Annotated in this window: 19 protein-coding genes and 2 riboswitches; of the genes, 10 read left to right on the top strand and 9 right to left on the bottom strand. The window is 45.5% G+C overall.

Annotated features, from left to right (window positions below):
• Window positions 1-528: 528 nt before the first annotated feature.
• Window positions 529-1,461 (bottom strand): LysR family transcriptional regulator, encoded by a 933-nt coding sequence (locus HMPREF9443_RS02015; protein WP_009144830.1) that lies wholly within the window; start codon window positions 1,459-1,461, stop codon window positions 529-531.
• A gap of 300 nt (window positions 1,462-1,761) precedes the next feature.
• On the opposite strand from HMPREF9443_RS02015, the gene HMPREF9443_RS02010 reads away from it, so the two are divergent.
• From HMPREF9443_RS02010 to HMPREF9443_RS02000, 3 genes are all read left to right on the top strand, one after another.
• A complete protein-coding gene (locus HMPREF9443_RS02010; RefSeq protein WP_040564748.1) occupies window positions 1,762-1,941 on the top strand; it encodes a hypothetical protein in 180 nt (59 codons plus the stop codon).
• A 446-nt stretch (window positions 1,942-2,387) separates the two neighbouring features.
• Window positions 2,388-2,585: a hypothetical protein gene (locus HMPREF9443_RS02005; protein WP_021720459.1), complete on the top strand. Its 198-nt coding sequence runs from the start codon at window positions 2,388-2,390 to the stop codon at window positions 2,583-2,585.
• 16 nt (window positions 2,586-2,601) lie between these two features.
• Window positions 2,602-3,879 carry an SLC13 family permease gene (locus HMPREF9443_RS02000; RefSeq protein ID WP_009144827.1) on the top strand — a complete coding sequence of 426 codons (1,278 nt, stop codon included), beginning with the start codon at window positions 2,602-2,604 and terminating at the stop codon, window positions 3,877-3,879.
• A 406-nt stretch (window positions 3,880-4,285) separates the two neighbouring features.
• Here the strand turns inward: HMPREF9443_RS02000 and HMPREF9443_RS01995 are convergent, their stop codons facing one another.
• The 4 genes from HMPREF9443_RS01995 to HMPREF9443_RS01980 all read right to left on the bottom strand — a co-directional run bounded on the left by HMPREF9443_RS01995 (window position 4,286) and on the right by HMPREF9443_RS01980 (window position 7,225).
• Entirely contained in the window at window positions 4,286-4,615 is a 330-nt protein-coding gene (locus HMPREF9443_RS01995; RefSeq protein ID WP_009144825.1) for a branched-chain amino acid transporter permease, read from the bottom strand.
• Complete coding sequence (locus tag HMPREF9443_RS01990) at window positions 4,612-5,307, bottom strand: AzlC family ABC transporter permease (protein WP_009144824.1); 696 nt, start codon at window positions 5,305-5,307, stop codon at window positions 4,612-4,614. Before HMPREF9443_RS01990 ends, HMPREF9443_RS01995 begins: the two co-directional genes overlap by 4 nt.
• A gap of 73 nt (window positions 5,308-5,380) precedes the next feature.
• Window positions 5,381-6,448 (bottom strand): LacI family DNA-binding transcriptional regulator, encoded by a 1,068-nt coding sequence (locus tag HMPREF9443_RS01985; RefSeq protein ID WP_009144823.1) that lies wholly within the window; start codon window positions 6,446-6,448, stop codon window positions 5,381-5,383.
• Between the two features lie 48 nt (window positions 6,449-6,496).
• Window positions 6,497-7,225, bottom strand: a complete 729-nt coding sequence (locus HMPREF9443_RS01980; protein WP_009144822.1) for a glycerophosphodiester phosphodiesterase — start codon at window positions 7,223-7,225, stop codon at window positions 6,497-6,499.
• A gap of 249 nt (window positions 7,226-7,474) precedes the next feature.
• Here HMPREF9443_RS01980 and HMPREF9443_RS01975 point away from each other — a divergent pair, with 249 nt between their 5' ends.
• The 4 genes from HMPREF9443_RS01975 to glpK all read left to right on the top strand — a co-directional run bounded on the left by HMPREF9443_RS01975 (window position 7,475) and on the right by glpK (window position 12,046).
• Complete coding sequence (locus tag HMPREF9443_RS01975) at window positions 7,475-8,515, top strand: C4-dicarboxylate TRAP transporter substrate-binding protein (RefSeq protein WP_009144821.1); 1,041 nt, start codon at window positions 7,475-7,477, stop codon at window positions 8,513-8,515.
• 127 nt (window positions 8,516-8,642) lie between these two features.
• The gene (locus HMPREF9443_RS01970) at window positions 8,643-9,125 is read left to right on the top strand and encodes a TRAP transporter small permease (protein WP_040564727.1); all 483 of its coding nucleotides are present in this window, start codon (window positions 8,643-8,645) and stop codon (window positions 9,123-9,125) included.
• Window positions 9,125-10,402, top strand: a complete 1,278-nt coding sequence (locus HMPREF9443_RS01965) for a TRAP transporter large permease (protein WP_009144819.1) — start codon at window positions 9,125-9,127, stop codon at window positions 10,400-10,402. Before HMPREF9443_RS01970 ends, HMPREF9443_RS01965 begins: the two co-directional genes overlap by 1 nt.
• A gap of 141 nt (window positions 10,403-10,543) precedes the next feature.
• On the top strand, window positions 10,544-12,046 hold the full coding sequence (gene glpK / locus HMPREF9443_RS01960) for a glycerol kinase GlpK (RefSeq protein WP_009144818.1): 1,503 nt from the start codon (window positions 10,544-10,546) through the stop codon (window positions 12,044-12,046).
• Between the two features lie 190 nt (window positions 12,047-12,236).
• Here glpK and HMPREF9443_RS01955 read toward each other — a convergent pair whose 3' ends face one another.
• From HMPREF9443_RS01955 to HMPREF9443_RS01940, 4 genes are all read right to left on the bottom strand, one after another.
• On the bottom strand, window positions 12,237-12,812 hold the full coding sequence (locus tag HMPREF9443_RS01955) for a substrate-binding periplasmic protein (protein WP_009144817.1): 576 nt from the start codon (window positions 12,810-12,812) through the stop codon (window positions 12,237-12,239).
• A complete protein-coding gene (locus tag HMPREF9443_RS11100) occupies window positions 12,802-13,026 on the bottom strand; it encodes a transporter substrate-binding domain-containing protein (RefSeq protein ID WP_009144816.1) in 225 nt (74 codons plus the stop codon). The genes HMPREF9443_RS01955 and HMPREF9443_RS11100 overlap by 11 nt, the downstream gene beginning before the upstream one ends.
• A 157-nt stretch (window positions 13,027-13,183) precedes the next feature.
• Window positions 13,184-14,128: a cation diffusion facilitator family transporter gene (locus HMPREF9443_RS01945; protein ID WP_009144815.1), complete on the bottom strand. Its 945-nt coding sequence runs from the start codon at window positions 14,126-14,128 to the stop codon at window positions 13,184-13,186.
• 76 nt (window positions 14,129-14,204) lie between these two features.
• Window positions 14,205-14,299: riboswitch (NiCo riboswitch) on the bottom strand.
• Between the two features lie 178 nt (window positions 14,300-14,477).
• A complete protein-coding gene (locus HMPREF9443_RS01940) occupies window positions 14,478-15,455 on the bottom strand; it encodes a M14 family metallopeptidase (protein ID WP_009144814.1) in 978 nt (325 codons plus the stop codon).
• A 255-nt stretch (window positions 15,456-15,710) separates the two neighbouring features.
• Here HMPREF9443_RS01940 and HMPREF9443_RS01935 point away from each other — a divergent pair, with 255 nt between their 5' ends.
• From HMPREF9443_RS01935 to nikC, 3 genes are all read left to right on the top strand, one after another.
• The gene (locus HMPREF9443_RS01935; RefSeq protein WP_050787091.1) at window positions 15,711-17,018 is read left to right on the top strand and encodes an MATE family efflux transporter; all 1,308 of its coding nucleotides are present in this window, start codon (window positions 15,711-15,713) and stop codon (window positions 17,016-17,018) included.
• Between the two features lie 103 nt (window positions 17,019-17,121).
• Window positions 17,122-17,250, top strand: a riboswitch (cobalamin riboswitch).
• Between the two features lie 108 nt (window positions 17,251-17,358).
• Entirely contained in the window at window positions 17,359-18,300 is a 942-nt protein-coding gene (nikB, locus tag HMPREF9443_RS01930; RefSeq protein WP_009144812.1) for a nickel ABC transporter permease, read from the top strand.
• 6 nt (window positions 18,301-18,306) lie between these two features.
• Window positions 18,307-19,143: a nickel transporter permease gene (gene nikC / locus HMPREF9443_RS01925; protein ID WP_009144811.1), complete on the top strand. Its 837-nt coding sequence runs from the start codon at window positions 18,307-18,309 to the stop codon at window positions 19,141-19,143.
• The last annotated feature ends 25 nt before the right edge of the window (window positions 19,144-19,168 follow it).

The raw sequence follows: 19,168 nt of genomic DNA, 5'->3' as shown, positions 1-19,168 counted from the left end.
TCGCTAAAGTCTTGACATTCTTAATCGGACTTAGTATAATTAAAAGCAACAAATCAATATTTCGTATGAAGCGCTAATTGGTGAAAATCCACACGGTCCCGCCGCTGTAACAGGTTTGCCTGGAGTCAGCAAAGCACTTCGTACAAGCATATGCTTGACCTGCGAGCGACAGGAGAAGATGTTAACAGACAAGATACTGTTTATGTGAGAGTGGCAGCTATCTTAATTGTGCGCATTAACCGTCTTTGCTTGCAAAGACGGTTTTTTTCAACTATCAAATGTGGGTCGAAATATTGATTTCCCAAACATTAGAACAAACCAAGCAAATCGGACAATTTGCTGTTCTGTTACGTAAAGATTTTTCAAATTCTCCTTCTCCTCCAATTTTATCGTGTGTAGCTTGTTACAGGGGTGTGGCAATGCAACAATAAAAAAACCGCCAGGTAAGGCGGCTTTTTTATTGCCTTCGCAAGGAAAGCATAAGCATAGTATTATAAAACAAAAAACCGCCGTGAGGCGGTTTTTGTTTTATAACGAGGAGTTTTTCAGGACTTCATCCAGGTTGCATACCTGTTGTGAATTACGTGTCTTGGAATAGAATTTGAGGAAATGCTGGGCAACGACGGAAAGCGGTCTGTCCTTAACCTTTACTACGGTTTTGTAAACGTCTGCCTTGATGTCGGATATAGGACGGGTGATAAATTCTTCACCAAGGTCCTCTCCGGGCTCTACAGGCACTATAGAAACAGCTGCCTTGACGCGTGTCCATTCCAATGTAGTGCTGCGGGTTGTGCTGGTGCAGGTGATACGCGGCACGATGGATGTCTGCGCACAGGCCTTGAGAAAAATTTCGGAGCAGCCGGAGCTGATGCTCAGAGGTACATCCTCTAATTCCTTAAGGGTGACAACCTTTTTGCTGTCGTCCAAAAAAACAGAGTTTTTATGGAAAACGGCTGTAAGCTCTTCATCGCGACGGAAGAGAACCTCAAAGTTATCCTGATGCTCTACCGGAACACTCAAAATTCCCAGCTCGGTAATACCGTTAAGCATTTGCTGTGTCTGTTCATTTATGCTTGCTTCAAACAGCTCACATTTGATATTAGGATAAAGAGCACAGAAATCCTTGAGTGAGGATTTGATGAATAAAGCACTGCGGGAGTTGGCAATGCTGAAACGCAGGGTGCCTACAACACCGCCCATGATGTTTTCGATTTCGCTTTTGGCAAGATCCTCCAAAGCGCACATGTACTTTGCTTTTTGATAGAGGACGCGTCCTGCTTCGGTCAGGAGAATCTGACGGCTGCCGCGGGTGGTAATTATAAGCTTGGTGCCGAAATAGTTTTCCAGGGCACGCAGCTGCTTGCTGAGGGCCGGCTGAGCGATGTGTACGTAATCAGCCGCACCGGTAAAACTGCCGGCTTCGATAATTGCCAAAAAGTTTCTGTAATTGTCTAATTCCATGTTTTGCAGACCTCCAACTAAAACTAAACTTATGTAAAACAAAAACAGTAATGAATTCTAAATATAGGAATAATATAATTAGTTTATCATATTGCTAGTATGATTTCAAGAATTTAAGTGGTTAAGGCTATTATAGAACAGAAGAATGCTAAAAAGCAATAATAAAATGTCATATCTATAATTCCTATTAGCTATTTTTCTTATTAAGCAATATCTGTTATACTAAATGCGTATAAAGCAGGGGCCTTATACAGAGCAAATTGACAAATTGACTTATTCAAAGCAAAGGAGAGAACAATCATGGCTGAAACAAAAATGGCAGTCGAAAAAGAAATCGGTTTATTCGCACATCTATGCCGTCAACGCAACGGTGCAGCAAAAGTATTCCCGCATTGTGGTGAAAAAGGCTTTGCCTTCAGCAAAAGAGTACAGGGCTTCAAACTGAGCGAAGCATCCCTGAAAGCATTAAAAAGAGGTTAAGAAGAAAGATGAGCTTTGTACTGAACTATCTCAAAGAGTTGGACAGAGAATACTATAGTAAGTGGTTTAAGAATATTTTGCTTTAAGCTTTAGACAGCAGCATTATAATATGCCAGTCCGCGAGCGATGACGTTATAGCCTACCTCCTTGTACGTCGTTGGCAGACTGGCTTTTTGTTCGCCTAAAATATTCCTGACTGATATATGAATAATGCTACATAGGTATTTTTATTCCGGCGATAATTTAATTATAGTATAATGTAAAACTGCCTGCTGTAAAAAATAAGTGGAAATTAGTTCCAAAATATATTTAATTACTTTCCGAAATATACTTAATTCATATAACTTCTATTCCAACTAGGTATTTTTATTATTTTGGAATATATTGTATAATCTCTAACAGTGAAAGGCACTCTCCAAAAGGAACAAGAAAGGAGCTGATAAGTTTTGGACATTGCACTTATCATGAATGATGAAAAAGAAGATTCTAAGATTCGGGAGTACCTGAAACAGGTAGACAAGAAGTTTTACTATCGAGCTATCGAGAACAGGAAAAAGGAAGGTAAAGTCTTCCCGCATCGAGGCGAAGATGGCAAGCTCTTTGTAAACACTTTTCAATATGTAAACCTATTTAAGAAGAAATAAGTGGAGGGAAATTTTTATGACACCAGCAATTAAATGCTTGATTTTGTTAGCAGTAGTTGCACTGTTATTCGTTACCGAAATGATTCCGCTGGCAATGACCGCGGTTCTGGCTGCTATAGCCTGCAGTGCATTGGGCCTGGTTCCTGAGAACCAAATCTTCCTTGGCCTGGCAGATTCTACTGTAGTTCTTTTTGGCGGTATGTTCGTCGTTGGCGCTGCTATGTTTTACACCGGCCTTGCTCAAAAGGTTGGCGGCGCTGTAGTAAAGCTGTTTGGTACCAATGAAAACAGCCTGATGTTTGGTCTTATGATTATTGCAGCTGTTATGTCTGCGTTCTTGTCTAACACTGGTACCACCGCTTGCCTGATTCCTGTAGTTATGGGTATCTGCGCACAAGCAAAGCTTTCCGCTTCTCGTCAGCTGATGCCGTTGGCTTTCGCTGCCGGCCTTGGCGGTACCTGTACCTTGATTGGTACCCCGCCGAACATTCTGGCAAACGTTGCTCTGAAAGCAGCTGGTATGCCGGAGCTGCAATTTGGCTTCTTTGAATATGCCTACATCGGCATTCCTATTACTGTTGCCGGCATAGTTTACATGATGTTCCTTGGCAAATATATTCTGCCGGAAGCTAAAACCGACGAGGTTGCAGATGTAGAGCAGGAGATTGATGCTACTAACACTACTCCTAAAAAACAGATGATCTGCGGTATCATCATGGTTGGCGTTATCGGTTCTATGGCAACCAGCGTCGTTCCTCTGGAACTGGCTGCTGTTGTCGGAGCGGTACTGTGCGTACTGACAGGCTGCATCACTGAAAAACAAGCCTATAACTCCATTGACTGGATTACTATCTTCCTATTTGCAGGCATGATTCCTGTTGCAACAGCTATGAACACCAGCGGCGCCGGCAAGCTGATTGCTGAATTTACCGTAAGCCTGATGGGCGGTAACCCGTCTCCGTATCTGGTAACTGCTGTACTCTTCGGTCTGGCAGTTGTCCTGACTCAGTTTATGAGCAACACCGCTTCTAAAGCTCTGCTGTGCCCGGTTGGCATTGCACTGTCTACTCAAATGGGTGCATCTCCGAAAGCTGTACTGATGGCAATCCTGATTGCTTCCAGCTGCGCATTCGCTTCTCCGGTAGGTACTCCTCCGAACACCCTGGTACTTGGCCCTGGCAAGTACAAATTCATGGATTATGTAAAATGCGGCGGCGGCTTGGTAGCAGTCAGCATGATTGTTGCAATCATCGTTATTCCTATCGTATGGCCGTTCTTCCCAACTGCAGCATAATTAATTAAAGACATAAGTCTTACCACCTTTCTTAAAACGTCTGCAACGCTCCCAAATGGGAGCGGTCAGCAGACGCAAATTGGATAGAGAACAATTTATTATAGACGGGGCGGAAGCTGCCCTGACGCACAAAGCTTCAAAGATGCTTACAATTACAAATTCCTTCTTTCTGTATATATTTGCTTAGGGGACATTGGCAGTATATATAGGATATAAATGAAAAGACTACCCTTCGTCATGTTGGACAGAGCATGGCGGAGGGTAGTTTTAATTTTGTACGGCAGATAAAAAACATTCCCCTATACTATATATAATAGTAGAAAATCAATTTACCATTATATATGGGGAATATTATCTTTCGTATTACAGCTTTGCTGATATCTTTGTGCTTGCTTTCGAACATTCTTTACATAAATACATATTGCACCAGCAGCATATAGCCTATAGTGCCTGCTGCTATCGTCAGCAGCAGATTGCGCAGGGTTGCCTGCAGGATAACTGTCAGCGCTACGGCTATGGCTTCAGGCAGGCCGTGGCTGCCGCTAAGAATTTGCGTATCCTTGAGGGAGTAGACAACAAGCATGCCCATAACGGCCGCAGGCAGCATTTTACCTAAAAATGCTACCAGAGGCGGCGTTTTTTTATTGGCCGGAAACAGGATGAAGGGCAGAAAGCGCGTTAACATCGTACCTGCGACAACGGCGGCAATGGTTATGATTTGTTCTGCGAAGCTCATAATTTAATGCCCCCTTTGTAATATGCGGTGATGAATACCAGCAGCAGAAGCAGCATAGCCGGCGGAATAAAGCTTTGCGGACCGATGAGCACGAGGCAAACCAACGGAATGACAATGCCTAAAACAGCAGGAGTGTTATTTTCTGTCGATTGCCATTGGCTGACGAAAATTGCCGTGAAGAGAGCGACGAGGGCAAAGTCCAGGCCTTTGGTATTGATTTGCAGACTGTTGCCTAAAAGACCGCCGATGGTTGCGCCAGCTACCCAGTAGATTTGGTTCAGCAGATTTACGCAGAGCATGAAGCAGCCCTTGTCGATGCCTTCAGGTATAACAGTATTGCAGTTGATGGCGAAGGATTCATCACACATACCGAAGATCAGATAAAATTTCTTCAGACCGGTATTCTTATACTTTTCCAACATGCTCAGGCCATAGAAAAGATGACGCGAGTTAATCATCAGTGCCATAAAAAAGCAGTATAAAGGATTGAAGGGGCTCAGCAGCATCGTGACCAGAACGAATTCCATGCTGCCGGCAAAGACAAGCGCACTGGTAAAAAACGGATACCAGGGCGAAAAGCCCTTGCTGCAGATGTAAAAGCCGTAGGAAATGCCTAAAAAAAGAAACGCTGCGCAAATTGGCAGCGTTAGTGGAAAAGCAGCTTTGAGTGCTTTTGTATATTTGTTGTTCATAATTAAAACCTGCACAATTCTTTAATTCATAGAAACTATGTAGGCTTTATTGTACAGTATCCTGCGGGAATTGTCAACGCATGGGAGCAGTGCCGCTGCTGGAGCGGGCAACAAGACGGCATTTGTATTCTACATGGGTAATAGGCTCAAATTTACCGTGGTGCTCGTAGCTGGCTATTTCCTCCTGCAACAGCTTAAAGGCGCTTTTGCCGCATTCTGTCAGCGAGTTGTCGATAGTTGTGAGGCTGACACCGCGCAGATACGAGGGGAAGATGTTATCGAAGCCGCAAAGGCTGATATCATCGGGAATCCTTAGGCCTCTGTCGATAATGGCATTATATGCACCGTAGGCAACCATATCGTTGATAGCGACCATGGCTGTTGTTTCCGGCGCTGTATCAAGACAACGGTTGGCAAGCTCATAGCCTGTGCTGTATTCTACTTCAACGTGCGAAAGCTCGTAGTCAGAAGTAATCTCTTGGGTGAAGAGGGAAAGCTTGGCATCTGCTGCCTTGCAGGCATCCTCCAGACCCTGATAGCGGCGCACACGTGAGGTGTGCTGATCGTTGAGCGTTGTAGAAAGATAGGCAACATGTTTATGTCCCAAATCCGTAAGATGCTTGCCGATGAGCTGACCTGCAGTAAAATTATTCATATCTACTGTAGCAAGCTCCAGATCACTGCGTCTGTCACCGATGGCAACAACCGGCAGATATTTGCTCAGCTGATATGCCAGCTGCGGCTGTTGGGGAATCATGGCAAAGATGACACCGGCAACGTTGAATTTACGGGCCTGCTCCATGATAAATTTTTCTGTATCCGTATCCCAATAGGTGGTGCGGACGGAGGTGACAAAGCCCTGCTTACGGGCAGCGATTTCAATACCCTGTATAATAGTAGTATAGAAAGGATTGAATAATGAAGGACAGATAATAATAATCAGTGTATCTGAGGGCCTGACGAGGGCGTAGGCCTTTTCCTTGCTGCTTTTGTAGCCGAGCTCAGTGGCGATAGCGTAGACCTGTTCAACAGTTTCTGCATTGAAACGGTCAATACTGCGCCTGTTGAGAATCATCGATACGCTGGCAGGCGAAAGACCTGCCTTGGCAGCAATATCCTTCAGGGTAACCTTCTTAGGCATAAACACAATCCTTTCTAATTTAATTATGTATCAGGTTGCTGATATAAATTATCTGCCTAAAACCTTTGCGGCAATGTCAGGATAATTGGTAATCAGAACGTCAACACCGGCATCAACCAGCTCCTGCATCATTTCAGCATCGTTAGGAGTCCATGCCTGCAGAGCGATGTTGTGTGCGTGCAGATCAGCAGCAACGCCTTCCTTAGCACAGAAATAGGTGCGAGCGTTAACACTTGCAGCGCCTTGGGAAGCAGCATATTCACCGATGTTCATCAGCCAGGTGTCGGTTAAAAGACCGCATTTTGCTTCCGGCATCAGTTTTTTGATTCTGGCAACAGTGTAATGGTTGAAGGAAGAATACCAGATCTGGTCTTCCAGACCGAATTCCTTGACCATAGCAATGAGCTTTTCTTCAATGCCTTCATATTCAAAATAGCTGGTTTTGAGCTCGATATTGGTAATCAGCTTGGTGGTTTTCAGCCAGGTGAAATATTCGCGTAATGTAGGAATGGTTTGGCGAGGGAAGAAGCCTTTGACATTAACGCCTACAGAAAGCATTTTCAGCTCTTCCAGGGTATGGTCCTTCAGCCAGCCGCTGCCGTTAGTGGTGCGGTCGAGCATTTCGTCATGCATGATAACGATTTCACCGTCTTTGGTGAGCTGGATATCCAGTTCAATGCCGTCAGCAACAGTTTCTTCTGCTACCTTTTGGAAAGCAAGCATAGTATTTTCAGGATAATAGCCGCTGAAGCCGCGGTGCGCAAAAATTTGAACCATTTCTATTCCTCCTTGAAATTTTCAATAATGTTCAACACTATCTTAGCATAAGATAAGCGAAAAAACAAGTGGGACACAATAAGGCCAATAGGGATAAAAAACGGCCAAAAACAAGACTGCAAGTGCATTTGCTAAATATGCGTAAAATTATTGACAATTCTGTGTCACTCTGTTAATATGATATCAGATTCAAAACGGGAATCTCTATAATAATAAATTTCAACAAAATTCAACAAGGGATTTAGGAGGATGAACATGAAAAAGATCGTAGCTCTTCTGTTAATGTCTGTTATGATGTTGGCGCTGACCGGTTGCGGCGGTTCTGACAAAAAGGATGAAAAGGCAGCAGGTTCTGACAAAAAGGTTGTTTTGAAGCTGAGCCATGTATTTTCTCCCGATGAGCAGCTGTACAAATCCATGGAATTGGTTGCTGAACGTATCAAGAAGAAAACCAATGGCCGTGTAGAAATTCAATGCTTTGGTCAAAACCAGCTGGCTTGCTACAAGGATGGTCTGGAGCAGGTTGCTAACGGTGCCAACTTTATTTCTGTAGAAGACCCGTCTTATCTGGGTGACTATGTACCTGATTTCAAACCTTTGGTTGGTCCGATGCTGTATCAATCTTATGACGAATATGAGAAGATGATTGAAACTCCGTTGGTTAAGGATATGGAAAAGAAAGCTGAAGAAAAAGGTATTAAGGTTCTGGCTCTGGACTACATCTTCGGCTTCCGTAATGTTATGACCAACAAGGTTATTACTAAACCTGAAGACATGAAAGGCCTGAAACTGCGTACTCCCGGCAGCAAGCTGTTCATTGACACCATCAATGCTATGGGCGCTACTGCTACCAGCCTGCCGTTCTCCGAAACTCTGTCCGGCGTTTCCCAAGGCGTTGTAGATGGTCTGGAAGGCTCCGAATTCACCAACATCGGTACCAAATGCTATGAGCACGTTAAAAACGTAGCTACCACCAAGCATTTCCTGGGTACCTGCGGCGTATACATTTCCACCAAAGTATTCAACAGCCTGTCTCCGGAAGATCAGAAGATCGTTGCTGAAGAATTTGCTTACGGCGGTAAAGAAATGACCAAGATTTCCACCGAATCCTATAACAAGGTTTATAAGGAACTGGAAAGCAAGGGCGTAAAATTCAACGATGTTAACCATGCTGCTTTCGAAAAAGCTACCGAACCTGTATTCAAACAGATGGAAGAAAAAGAAGGCGCAACTCCTGGTATCTATGAAAAGCTGAAAGCTGAGTTGGCAAAAATCCGCGCTGCAAAATAAGCTGTAGATTTTTTCAACATTACTAAACCGTTATAATGAAACACTAAGGAGCTACCACGCTGCATGTATGCGGCGTGACAGCTCCTTCCTTTGCATAAGTATTACTATAAAAAATGGAGGTAAAATTTTGGGTAAAAACCTGAGCTTCGTGCTAAATAATCTGGAAGATTTAGTTGCTGCATTTTTCATCAGCATTACTACTATCCTTGTTGTCATCAATATTGTTCTGCGTTATGTTTTTAACTCCGGCCTTGTTTGGTCTGAAGAGGTTGCTACCGGCTGCTTTGTCTGGTCGGTATTTATCGGCGCTGTTGCCGTATTCAAGCATCGTGGTCACGTTGGCGTTGATATCATTGTTAAGAGAATGCCCCAAGGTATGCAGAAGGCTATCGGCCTGATTACCGACGTTATTCTTGTCGCGCTCAACGGCTACATGTCTTATCTTTCTATTATCTATATTTCCAAATCCTATACGAAAATGACCCCGGTACTGGGTATTTCTTCCGTTTATATCAGTTCTTCCGTACTGATTGCGTTTGTACTCATGACCATGTATTCTATTAAATTTGTCTGGCAGGATGTTACCGGTTCCGGAAAGGAGGAAAAATAATGGCTTATTTGCCCGTCATCATCGTTTTTGTGCTTTATTTTTCCAGTATTCCAATCGCTTATGCCCTGTTCGGTGCAACGATTTCCTACTTTACCTTTTTGGATGCGACTTCTCCTGCGCATCTGGTATTCCAACGTATTATTACCAGCACGCAGTCCTTCCCGCTGCTGGCAATTCCCTTCTTTATTATGGCAGGCTCCATCATGAACTATGCCGGTATCAGCGATAAGCTGATGAAATTTACCGACGTGCTCATGGGTCATATGACCGGCGGTCTGGCTCAGGTTAACGTACTGCTCAGCCTGCTGATGGGCGGTGTTTCCGGCAGTGCTAACGCTGATGCTGCTATGCAGAGTAAAATGCTTGTTCCGGAAATGGAAAAGCGTGGTTACGGCAGAGCCTTCAGTGCCGCGGTAACAGCTGCATCCTCCGCAAGTACGCCTGTAATTCCTCCCGGAATTAACCTGATTATTTATGCGCTGATTGCCAGCGTATCCGTAACTAAAATGTTTATGGCAGGCTATGTGCCCGGCATTCTCATGGCAGTATCTATGATGATTGTTGTTGCCATTGTTTCCAAAAAGCGTGGATACAAGCCTTCGCGTGAAAAGGCTGCTACCTTCGGCGAAATCATGACTCAGCTTAAGGAATCTATCTGGGCGCTGCTGTTCCCGTTCGGTATTATTGCCGGCCTGCGCATGGGTATGTTCACTCCGTCCGAGGCAGGCGCTGTAGCAGTAGTATATTGCATCTTGGTAGGTGTCTTCATTTATAAGGAGCTGAAATGGGAATATGCCTGGCCTATTATGAAGGAAACTATTTACGGTACCAGCTCCGTTGTACTGATTATCGTTGCAGCTTCTTTCTTTGGCTATTATCTGAACTGGGAGCGTATTCCGCAGCATATAACTTCCGCAATGCTTGACTTTACCCGCAATCCGTACATGATGCTGATGCTGGTAAATATCCTGCTGCTGATTTTGGGCATGTTCCTTGAGGGTGGCGCTGCACTGATTATTCTGGCTCCGCTGCTGGTTCCTGTTGTAACCAAACTGGGTGTAGACCCTGTACACTTCGGTATTATCTGTATTGTTAACATTATGATCGGCGGTCTGACGCCACCGTTCGGTTCGATGATGTTTACGGTTTGTGCGATAACGGAAACGCCGCTCGGCGAATTCTTCAAGGAAGTTTGGCCGTTTATCGTAGCGTTGTTAGTAGCATTACTTATTGTCACCTATGTTCCGGGGTTGGTAATGTTCTTGCCTAATTTATAAGACGTCCGATAAGGCACCGTATACATTATCAGGATTCCAATCAAATATAATTAAATATGCTTTTTCAGGAGCTGCTACGAAAGTGGCGGCTCCTTATGTTTTGTGTTATACTTAAAAATATCAAGGAAAGGTCGTGAAAGTATGAAGAATAAATATATCATGGCGCTGGATTTGGGAACTACCAGCTGCCGCTGTATTTTATTTGACAAGCATGGAGAAATCTGCAGCGTAGCACAAAAGGAGTTTACGCAGTATTATCCGCAGGCAGGCTGGGTAGAGCATGATGCCGAGGAAATCTGGGCTACTCAGGTAGGCCTGATGTACGAGGCAATGAGCAAGCTGGATGTTACTCCGGCTGATATTGCCGGTATCGGTATTACGAACCAGCGCGAAACTACCGTAGTTTGGGACAAGAACACCAGTCGTCCTATCTGCAAGGCGATTGTTTGGCAGTGCCGTCGTACCGCTGAATATTGCGATTTACTGAAAATCCGTGGCTATGCTAATATGTTCCGTGAAAAGACAGGCCTGGTTCTGGATGCTTATTTCTCCGGTACCAAGCTGCACTGGATTCTGGAAAACGTACCTCATGCACGCGAGCGTGCGGAAGCAGGACAGCTGCTGTTCGGTACTATTGACAGCTGGATTATCTGGAAGCTGACCGGCGGTAAGGTTCATGTTACGGATTATTCCAATGCTTCGCGTACATTGATGTTTAATATTCATACTCTGCAATGGGATGACGAAATCCTGACTGTTTTGGGCATTCCGCGCCAAATGTTGCCGGAGGTTAAACCATCCAGCTGTGTATACGGTTCTACCGATGCCAAGCTTTTTGAGGCTTCTATTCCTATCGCCGGCGCTGCAGGTGACCAGCAATGTGCGCTGTTCGGACAGACCTGCTTTGCACCCGGCGAAGCAAAAAATACCTACGGTACGGGCGGTTTTATGCTGATGAATACCGGCGAAAAGCCTGTAGACAGCAAAAACGGTCTTGTTACAACTATCGCCTGGGGTGTAGACGGCAAGGTGGAATATGCGCTTGAAGGCTCCATTTTTGTTGCCGGTGCTGCTATCCAATGGCTGCGTGATGAGCTGGGGCTGATTCGCAATGCTGCCGAATCCGAAGCTATGGCGAAATCTGTGCCCGATTCCAACGGCTGCTACATGGTTCCTGCTTTTGTAGGCTTGGGTGCGCCGCATTGGAACCAATATGCGCGCGGGGCGATTGTAGGCCTTACGCGCGGTGTTAACCGTAATCATATTGTGCGTGCAACGCTCGAAGCTATTGCTTATCAGGTGTACGACGTACTGAAGGCTATGGAGGAGGACAGCGGTATTAAGCTGAGCTCGCTGCAGGTTGATGGCGGTGCCTGTGCCAACAGCTTCCTGATGCAGACGCAGGCGGACATCATCAATGTTAAGGTGGAACGCCCGAGCTGCATTGAAACCACTGCCATGGGCGCTGCCTATCTTGCAGGTCTGGCAGTAGGCTATTGGGATGACAAGGAAATGATTAAGGGCAATCACGTTATTGAGCAGACGTTTACGCCTGCTATGGATGAAGAAACGCGTAATCATCTGCTGCGTGGCTGGCATAGGGCGGTGCGTGCGTCCTGCATTAAGCTGCATCCGGAGGATTAAACTGAATATAAAAATACAGCAAAAAAGCCTTGCAGTTTGGACTTACTGCAAGGCTTTTCTGCGTTTTGATGAGTTGAGTGTTTGTTAGCCGGCTTTAGGTGATGCCGGCTGATAAGGAGTATTATAAAAAGAGTATTGTAAGGGGTGTGATATATATAAGCTATTAGCTTTTAGCTGAGTTAGGGGTGTATCAGGACTGTTTTTCGATATCGCCGAAGTAGAATTTGATGAGTCTTTTGTATTCGCCGCTCTTTTTATAGTCGCTCAAAGCAGCGTTAAACTTTTTAATCAGCTCTTCATTTCCTTTTTCAGCATAGACAACAAGATCATCCTGGCGTTCGGAATGGCCTACAACCTGCAGGCAATTGTCGTCATCGGTATGAGTCATATAGTAGGCAGTGGTCAGGTTACCGCAGATAGCGTAATCTGCTTCGCCGGTTTCTACTGCATGTAAAGCGCTGGCATTTTCCGGATATTCAACAATGATGCTGCCGGGGAAGGATTTAGCGACGCGTTCGGCAGAAGCACCTTTTTTGATGGCAACCTTACGGCCGTTCATGCTGTCGATGTCTGCTTTGAGGTTGCTGCCTTTTTTGGCAACGATGGAGAAAGCAGCTTTAGCATAGGAATCACTTGCAGCATAGTCAATGGAACGTGCCTTGGTTTTACTGAAGTTGTTCATGGCAATATCATATTTTTTGTGATTCAGGCCGGGCAGAAGCTCGTCGAACGGGGTATTGATAAATTCAACCTTGTCATAGCCCATTTTTTTTTGCTACATCGTTGATTAAATCGATATCAAAGCCGGTAAATTTATTTTGCTCCTTAAGATAAAGCTCAAAGGGCGGAGAAGCAGGTGATGTTGCCACACGCAACACCTTGTCGGCGGCAGGTGCTTGCGCTGCCTGTTTGTCGCTGCCGCAGCCGGCTGATAAAAGCAGGCACAGCATGCTGACAAGAATAAATAACATCTTTTTCATTAGCAGATACCTCCATGCATTTATTAATATGTTCAATAATACATATGAGCAATCACTCATTAATTACCTAAATTATATACCCCCTTAAGATAGCTTGTCAAGAGGGTATATCAAGAAAAATTTAAAATTATTTTATGTGGCGTAAGCTGAGTTTTGTTTAATTATTCTGATTGTGCGGACGCAAGTCCGGAGGCAGCATAGTGCAGGATTCATGGCTGTCCTCGCTCAAAGGGTTGACATGCACCATGCAATGCTTTACCAGCGGAAAGTTTGCTTCAACAGCGGTGTGTACCATTTCTGCGATGTGATGTGCCTGCAGCAGGGTAAGGTTATCCTTGACGCTGATTTCAATATCAACGTAGATACGGCTGCCGAAAAGGCGGCTGTGCAGACTGTCGAGATGCTCTACGCCTGGAACACGGGAAACAAGGTCTTCCATTGCGATGGTAGTTTCTCCATCGCAGCTGCGGTCAACCATTTTATCCATAGAATCCTTGAATACTTCGTAGGCAGCATATAAAATCATCACGCAGATTACCAGGCTGGCGATGGGGTCTAAAATAGGATAGCCCATGCGTGCGCCCAAAATACCGATAAAAGCGCCGACGGAGCTCATAGCGTCACTGCGGTGATGCCATGCTTCTGCCATCAGTGCGCCGGAATTGATTTTTTGTGCAGCGTTGCGGGTGTACCAGAACATTGCTTCCTTAGCAACAATGGAAATAATGGCTGCCCACAGAGCAAGCTGGCCGGGGATTTCCAGCTCAGCAGGGTCACCTACGATTTTTTCGTAACCACTGTAGCCGATGAGCAGTGCGATAATCGTCAGGATTATTGCCAAAAGAATAGCTGCAATGCATTCAATACGCTCGTGGCCGTAAGGATGGTCATCATCCGAAGCCTTGTTGGAAAATTTTACGCCGGCCATAACAATGAGGGTACCGAAAACATCGGACGCAGAGTGGATACCGTCGGAAACCATGGCAGCGGATTGGGCGACGAAACCGGCAATAAGCTTGCCCAATGATAAAAGCAGATTACCGATAATACTGTTGATGGAAACAATCATAGCGATTCTTTCGGCATCATTTTCAAATTTCATAATAAAACCTCCTAAAGTGATCTTTGCATTTTTGCAGGCCTTTTTACATATAAAAAACGCCTGCGAGATAGTAGTTAACTGTCCCGCAGACGTTGCGTCAAGGTCTGCTGCCCAGAGGGCCCGGCTGCAAAAACCCGGAAGAAGGTTTACCGCCTGATCAGTTTGTACTGTAGCTAAAATTGCAGTGCAAAGAGATTATCTGAATTATAAGCGGTTAGCAAAGGCTTTGTCAAGCGTTTTTTGCAAAATATTTTACAGTTTTCAGAGAAAAAATTCCTGCATAGAGATTAAGTGCTAACTTAAGCAGGAGGATACCTATGGCTAATCGATAAAGGCCATCAAGCAATTTTTACTCTTCGTCATCAAATTCCTTGATGGTGCCGTAGGCTACAAGAATGGTGCCCTTGGGAGATGCCAGTGCAGGGCAGACGTAAAGGATTACGCCTGTCTGCTCTGCGTAATAGGTTGTCAGCGTATTGCCGAAAACGTCGGTAATGCGTCCCAAAACCTGGCCTTCCTCAACAAAATCGCCGCTATGGATGTGGTGCAGCCAGCAGCCTGTTTCCAGCGCTTCCAGATAAATAAGATTTTCTACATCACGCGGAGAGTGATGGCGTGGCTTTACAGGCAGGGAGAACATTTTCAGCTTGCGCAGGATATTGCGGATATCATCCTTGTAGGCTTCGATATCCTCGTGCAGGCAGAGACCGGCACCGCCGCGTTCGATAAGGATAGAAGGAAGTCCGGTGCTGGCGGCGTAGTTATAGGCACCGCCGGTTGCAAGCGAACGTACCATATATTCCATATCGAGTACGCGTGCCACGGAACGGGATTTCTTTTCTACTTCAGGCGTAGGCTGGCCGGGGTAGTAAACATAGGGATGCAGGCTTTCGTGGATATCGCCGCTGTGCATGTCTACATAAAAATCGGCAATAGAGAAGAAGTTATTGCTGATTAAATATGCAGTTTTATCGGCAAGCGTTCCCATGGGGTCACCGGGGAAAACGCGGTTCAGGTTTTTGCCGTCTTCAGGAACAATCATTTCGCGACGTGCCCAGAAGCCCTGGATATTTACCGGGTGCATCATAATCAGGCAGCCTGCTGCTACGTGCTCAGGCTCAATATCGCGGCCCAGCTCCATTGCTGCGGCGATACCGGGATATTCGCCGCCGTGGATGCCTGCGGTAATAAGCAGGGTGGGACCGTCTTGGTCACCGTTGATAATAGTCAGAGGGATTTTTACATTGGTGTCCGGGACAGGCAGGTACGTACGCAGTTTAGTGCCACGTTCAATAGTCAGTCCACATACCTTTAGTGTGTCAGACATGTGCTCACTCCTTTGATATATTTCTCACACTTTTTATAATAATTTTTCTATTAGCGTCAGCTAACTGAAGTCTAAAAAATTAAGCAATGGCGTATAAATTTTTCTTTTGCGAAGAATGGCAAATTTTCCGCAGAAATATTTTTGGCAATTGCTACTTTTTTTACTTGCAATAAATTATAACATATGATAAGCTATTCACACAAGATGTTTTTTTAAAATAAAATTTAGTGCGAATAAACAAGGGAGATAGATAAAGTGAACCTTCTGACTGATAGGGAATACTTGGGACTGACAGTACCGTTTATGCTGTCGACAATGACGCAGCCTTTGATGGGTGCGGTAAATACTGCAGTAATGGGGCAGCTTCCTGACCCTAAATATATTGCAGCAGTTTCTCTTGGAGCTATTTTGTTCAACAATTTATATTGGTTATTTGGTTTTTTACGTGTGAGTACTACCGGTTATGCGGCACAGGCCTTTGGCGCTGCCGATAAAAGACTTGGTATGCTCGCCTTTTTTAAGCCCTTGGTTCTGGCAATGCTGATAAGTGCCTGCTGCATCCTTTTCCAAAAGCCGATTTTGGAACTGTATCTGGCCATGATTGGTGCTGCACCGGAGGTTAACGAGCTATGCCGTGATTATTATTACATCCTTATCTGGGGTGCACCGCTGGTTTTTGGTAACTATGTGACCCTTGGTTGGCTCATGGGCCAGACGCGGGTGCGGGCGAGTGTGTTTATGCAGGTTTCCATGAACGTGCTGAACATGGCGCTGAGTATCTGGTTTGTTTTTTGGCTGCATATGGATATTACGGGCGTGGCTTTTGCTACTTTGCTAAGTCAGCTTTACGGCGGTATCTTGAGTGTAGTACTGATGTACTATTACGGTGATTTTGATTACAAAGCGTTGCCTTGGAGCGAGCTGCTGGATTGGCGTGAGTTTATCGGCATGCTGCAGGTAAACGTCAACCTGATGATTCGTACTGCCTGCCTGCTGACCGTCAACAACATTATTGCGGCAGTCGGAGCTTCCTTCGGTACTGTGGTGCTGGCAGCTAATGCTGTACTGCTGCAGCTCAAGGATATTATGAGCTATCTGATTGATGGTATGGCGAACGGCGCGGCGATTTTCAGCGGCCGTGCGGTAGGTGCGAAGAACGGTAAGCTGTTTGCCGCTACCATAAAAATGACCTTCAAATGGCTGGTGGTACTGGTCGCTATCCTGATGCTCGGCTATCACTTGAGCAATGAGTTCTTTATCCGCCTGTTTACCAATATCGAAGAGGTTGTAGCGATGGCTATGACCTACAATGTGTTTGTTTTATTCTATCCTGTTTGCGCCGGTATCGGCATGGTGCTTTACGGGGTTTTCTGCGGAGCTACCAAAACTGCACCGGTACGCAACATGATGCTGATGGCGCTCTTGGTGTTTTATCTTTTGCAGTGGCAGCTGGTGCCGCTTTGGGGCAACAGCGGACTGTGGCTGGCCTTGCTGGGCTTTATGCTGTCTCAGTCAATAATACTTTTATTCTATTTGTCCTCTTTGAGAAGAGATTTTGCCTAAGCAACACGTTTGTAACAAATTTGTTGCAAATTATGAGAACTAGTATTATTATAAATCTATAATTGTTAGCTTATTCTTTTTTGCTGATATAAGGAACTTTTACAAATCTATACTCTTCTGAGGTGCCTGTCTATGCAGGTAATAATCGGAATACGGTGCAAATCCGTAGCGGTCAAGCCACTGTGATGCCGCAAGGCTAAGTCAGGTTGATTTCCTCAGTTGATATATTCCTGCTAGCGACGGAAATATATATAATTACAATTGTGCACATTGTAAGTATGTATCCTTTCTGCGCTCATTTTGCAGGAAGGGTAATTTTTTTTGATGGAGATGATGTGCTTTGACGAAAAAGCAGCTTCTGTCCCGACTGGGGCAGATCATCCTTGTTCTGCTGGGTATCAGCTTTATTACTTTTGCTTTGGTAATGCTGGCTCCAGGTGACGTTGTTCGCCAGATGATTGCAGGTAACGAGGATATTATTGTTAGTCAGGCCGAAATTGATGCACTGCGTGCTGAACTAGGTCTGGACAAGCCCTTCTTCTTCCAATACCTTGACTGGTTAGGAAGAGCTTTACAGGGCAATCTTGGCTTCTCTTACATGGTTAAAAAGCCTGTAGTTGAAGCACTTATGGAGGGCCTTCCCGGTACTATCGTACTTTCCTTGGCTTCTCTGATTATGATGATGGTGGTGGCAATTCCTGCCGGCATCTACTCTGCCGTAAAGCGTGGCAGCATGGTTGACAATATCGTGCGTGGCTTCACTTTTATGGGCGTATCCATGCCCGGCTTCTGGGTAGGCTTGATGCTGCTGTGGTTTTTTGGTCTGAAGCTTGACCTGCTGCCCATCGTTGGTGGTGAGATTGGTATTGATACCTTGATTCTGCCGTCCCTGACACTGGCTATCGCTATGGCCTCCAAGTATACACGTCAGGTACGTACAGCAATTCTGGAGGAGCTGCATCAGGACTATGTTGTCGGTGCACGTGCCCGCGGTATGAGCGAAAGCCATATCCTCTGGAAAGAGGTTCTGCCGAATGCTATGCTGCCGCTGATTACTTTGCTTGGTTTGTCTTTAGGTAACCTTCTGGGTGGTGCTGCGGTTATCGAGATGGTTTTCCAATGGCCCGGTCTTGGCCGTATGGCGATTGAAGCTATCACCTACCGTGACTTCCAGCTTGTACAAGGTGTTGTTGTGTGGATTGCGTTGATGTATATGGTTATCAACCTCATTGTTGATATCTCTTACAATTATCTTGATCCGCGTCTGAGAAAGGTAAGGTAAGAGCAGATGGAAACAATTATCAATGGTTTTAAAACCAACCGTGCTTTTGCCGTAACCTCTGTTCTGGTGCTGTGTCTGTTGCTGATAGCAATCGCAGCTCCGGTAATTGCTCCCTATGACCCGACTCATGCTGCTATGAAAGATGCCTTTTTGGAACCCGGTGCACAACATCTTTTTGGTACAGATAAGTTAGGTCGTGACTGCTTCAGCCGTGTGCTGTACGGCGCACGAGCTTCTCTGACCGGCGTATTGGTTCTCGTAGCCAGCGTATTTGTTGTAGGTACTACGATGGGCGTTGTTTCCGGTTACTTCGGCGGTAAGGTTGATATGGTTATCATGCGTATCTCCGATATGATGATTTCCTTCCCCGGTATGATTCTGGCAATTGCAATCGCCGGTATTATGGGCGGCAGCCTGGTTAATGCAGTGTTTGCGCTGACGATTGTCAGCTGGACCAAATACGCGCGTTTATCCCGCAGTATGGTTTTAAAGGTAAAACGTCGTGACTTCGTAGAAGCAGCCATCGTTAATGGTGGTACTCCCGGCCATATCCTTTGGGTGCACATCCTGCCTAATATTCTGCCGATGATGGTTATTACCGCAGCAGCAGATATCGGTGCTCTGATGATGGAGCTTGCAGGTTTATCCTTCCTGGGCTTTGGCAGCCAGCCGCCTGCTCCTGAATGGGGCCTGATGCTGAACGAAGGCCGTCAGCAGCTGCAGACTGCACCCTGGCTGATGTTCTTCCCCGGTCTGGCAATTTTTGTTACCGTAGTAGTTTTCAACCTGTGGGGCGATAATCTGCGTGATGTGCTTGACCCGCGTGGTGATGTTGAAGATTAAGGCTTACTTGGTGAAGCTTTGATTT

The organism is Phascolarctobacterium succinatutens YIT 12067, from assembly GCF_000188175.1.
GTDB lineage: Bacteria > Bacillota > Negativicutes > Acidaminococcales > Acidaminococcaceae > Phascolarctobacterium_A > Phascolarctobacterium_A succinatutens.
Note: the sequence above shows the minus strand (reverse complement) of the source record. Positions and strands in the feature narration are given on the sequence as shown.

Bases quoted from the DNA above. Each gene is read 5' to 3' on its own strand.
- glpK (WP_009144818.1), top strand. From the start codon at position 10,544: ATGAAGAATAAATATATCATGGCGCTGGATTTGGGAACTACCAGCTGC.
- HMPREF9443_RS02000 (WP_009144827.1), top strand. From the start codon at position 2,602: ATGACACCAGCAATTAAATGCTTGATTTTGTTAGCAGTAGTTGCACTG.
- HMPREF9443_RS01945 (WP_009144815.1), bottom strand. From the start codon at position 14,128: ATGAAATTTGAAAATGATGCCGAAAGAATCGCTATGATTGTTTCCATC.
- HMPREF9443_RS02015 (WP_009144830.1), bottom strand. From the start codon at position 1,461: ATGGAATTAGACAATTACAGAAACTTTTTGGCAATTATCGAAGCCGGC.
- HMPREF9443_RS01940 (WP_009144814.1), bottom strand. From the start codon at position 15,455: ATGTCTGACACACTAAAGGTATGTGGACTGACTATTGAACGTGGCACT.
- HMPREF9443_RS01975 (WP_009144821.1), top strand. From the start codon at position 7,475: ATGAACATGAAAAAGATCGTAGCTCTTCTGTTAATGTCTGTTATGATG.
- HMPREF9443_RS02010 (WP_040564748.1), top strand. From the start codon at position 1,762: ATGGCTGAAACAAAAATGGCAGTCGAAAAAGAAATCGGTTTATTCGCA.
- HMPREF9443_RS11100 (WP_009144816.1), bottom strand. From the start codon at position 13,026: ATGAAAAAGATGTTATTTATTCTTGTCAGCATGCTGTGCCTGCTTTTA.
- HMPREF9443_RS01955 (WP_009144817.1), bottom strand. From the start codon at position 12,812: ATGGGCTATGACAAGGTTGAATTTATCAATACCCCGTTCGACGAGCTT.
- HMPREF9443_RS01980 (WP_009144822.1), bottom strand. From the start codon at position 7,225: ATGGTTCAAATTTTTGCGCACCGCGGCTTCAGCGGCTATTATCCTGAA.
- HMPREF9443_RS01965 (WP_009144819.1), top strand. From the start codon at position 9,125: ATGGCTTATTTGCCCGTCATCATCGTTTTTGTGCTTTATTTTTCCAGT.
- HMPREF9443_RS01990 (WP_009144824.1), bottom strand. From the start codon at position 5,307: ATGAACAACAAATATACAAAAGCACTCAAAGCTGCTTTTCCACTAACG.
- nikC (WP_009144811.1), top strand. From the start codon at position 18,307: ATGGAAACAATTATCAATGGTTTTAAAACCAACCGTGCTTTTGCCGTA.
- HMPREF9443_RS01985 (WP_009144823.1), bottom strand. From the start codon at position 6,448: ATGCCTAAGAAGGTTACCCTGAAGGATATTGCTGCCAAGGCAGGTCTT.
- HMPREF9443_RS01995 (WP_009144825.1), bottom strand. From the start codon at position 4,615: ATGAGCTTCGCAGAACAAATCATAACCATTGCCGCCGTTGTCGCAGGT.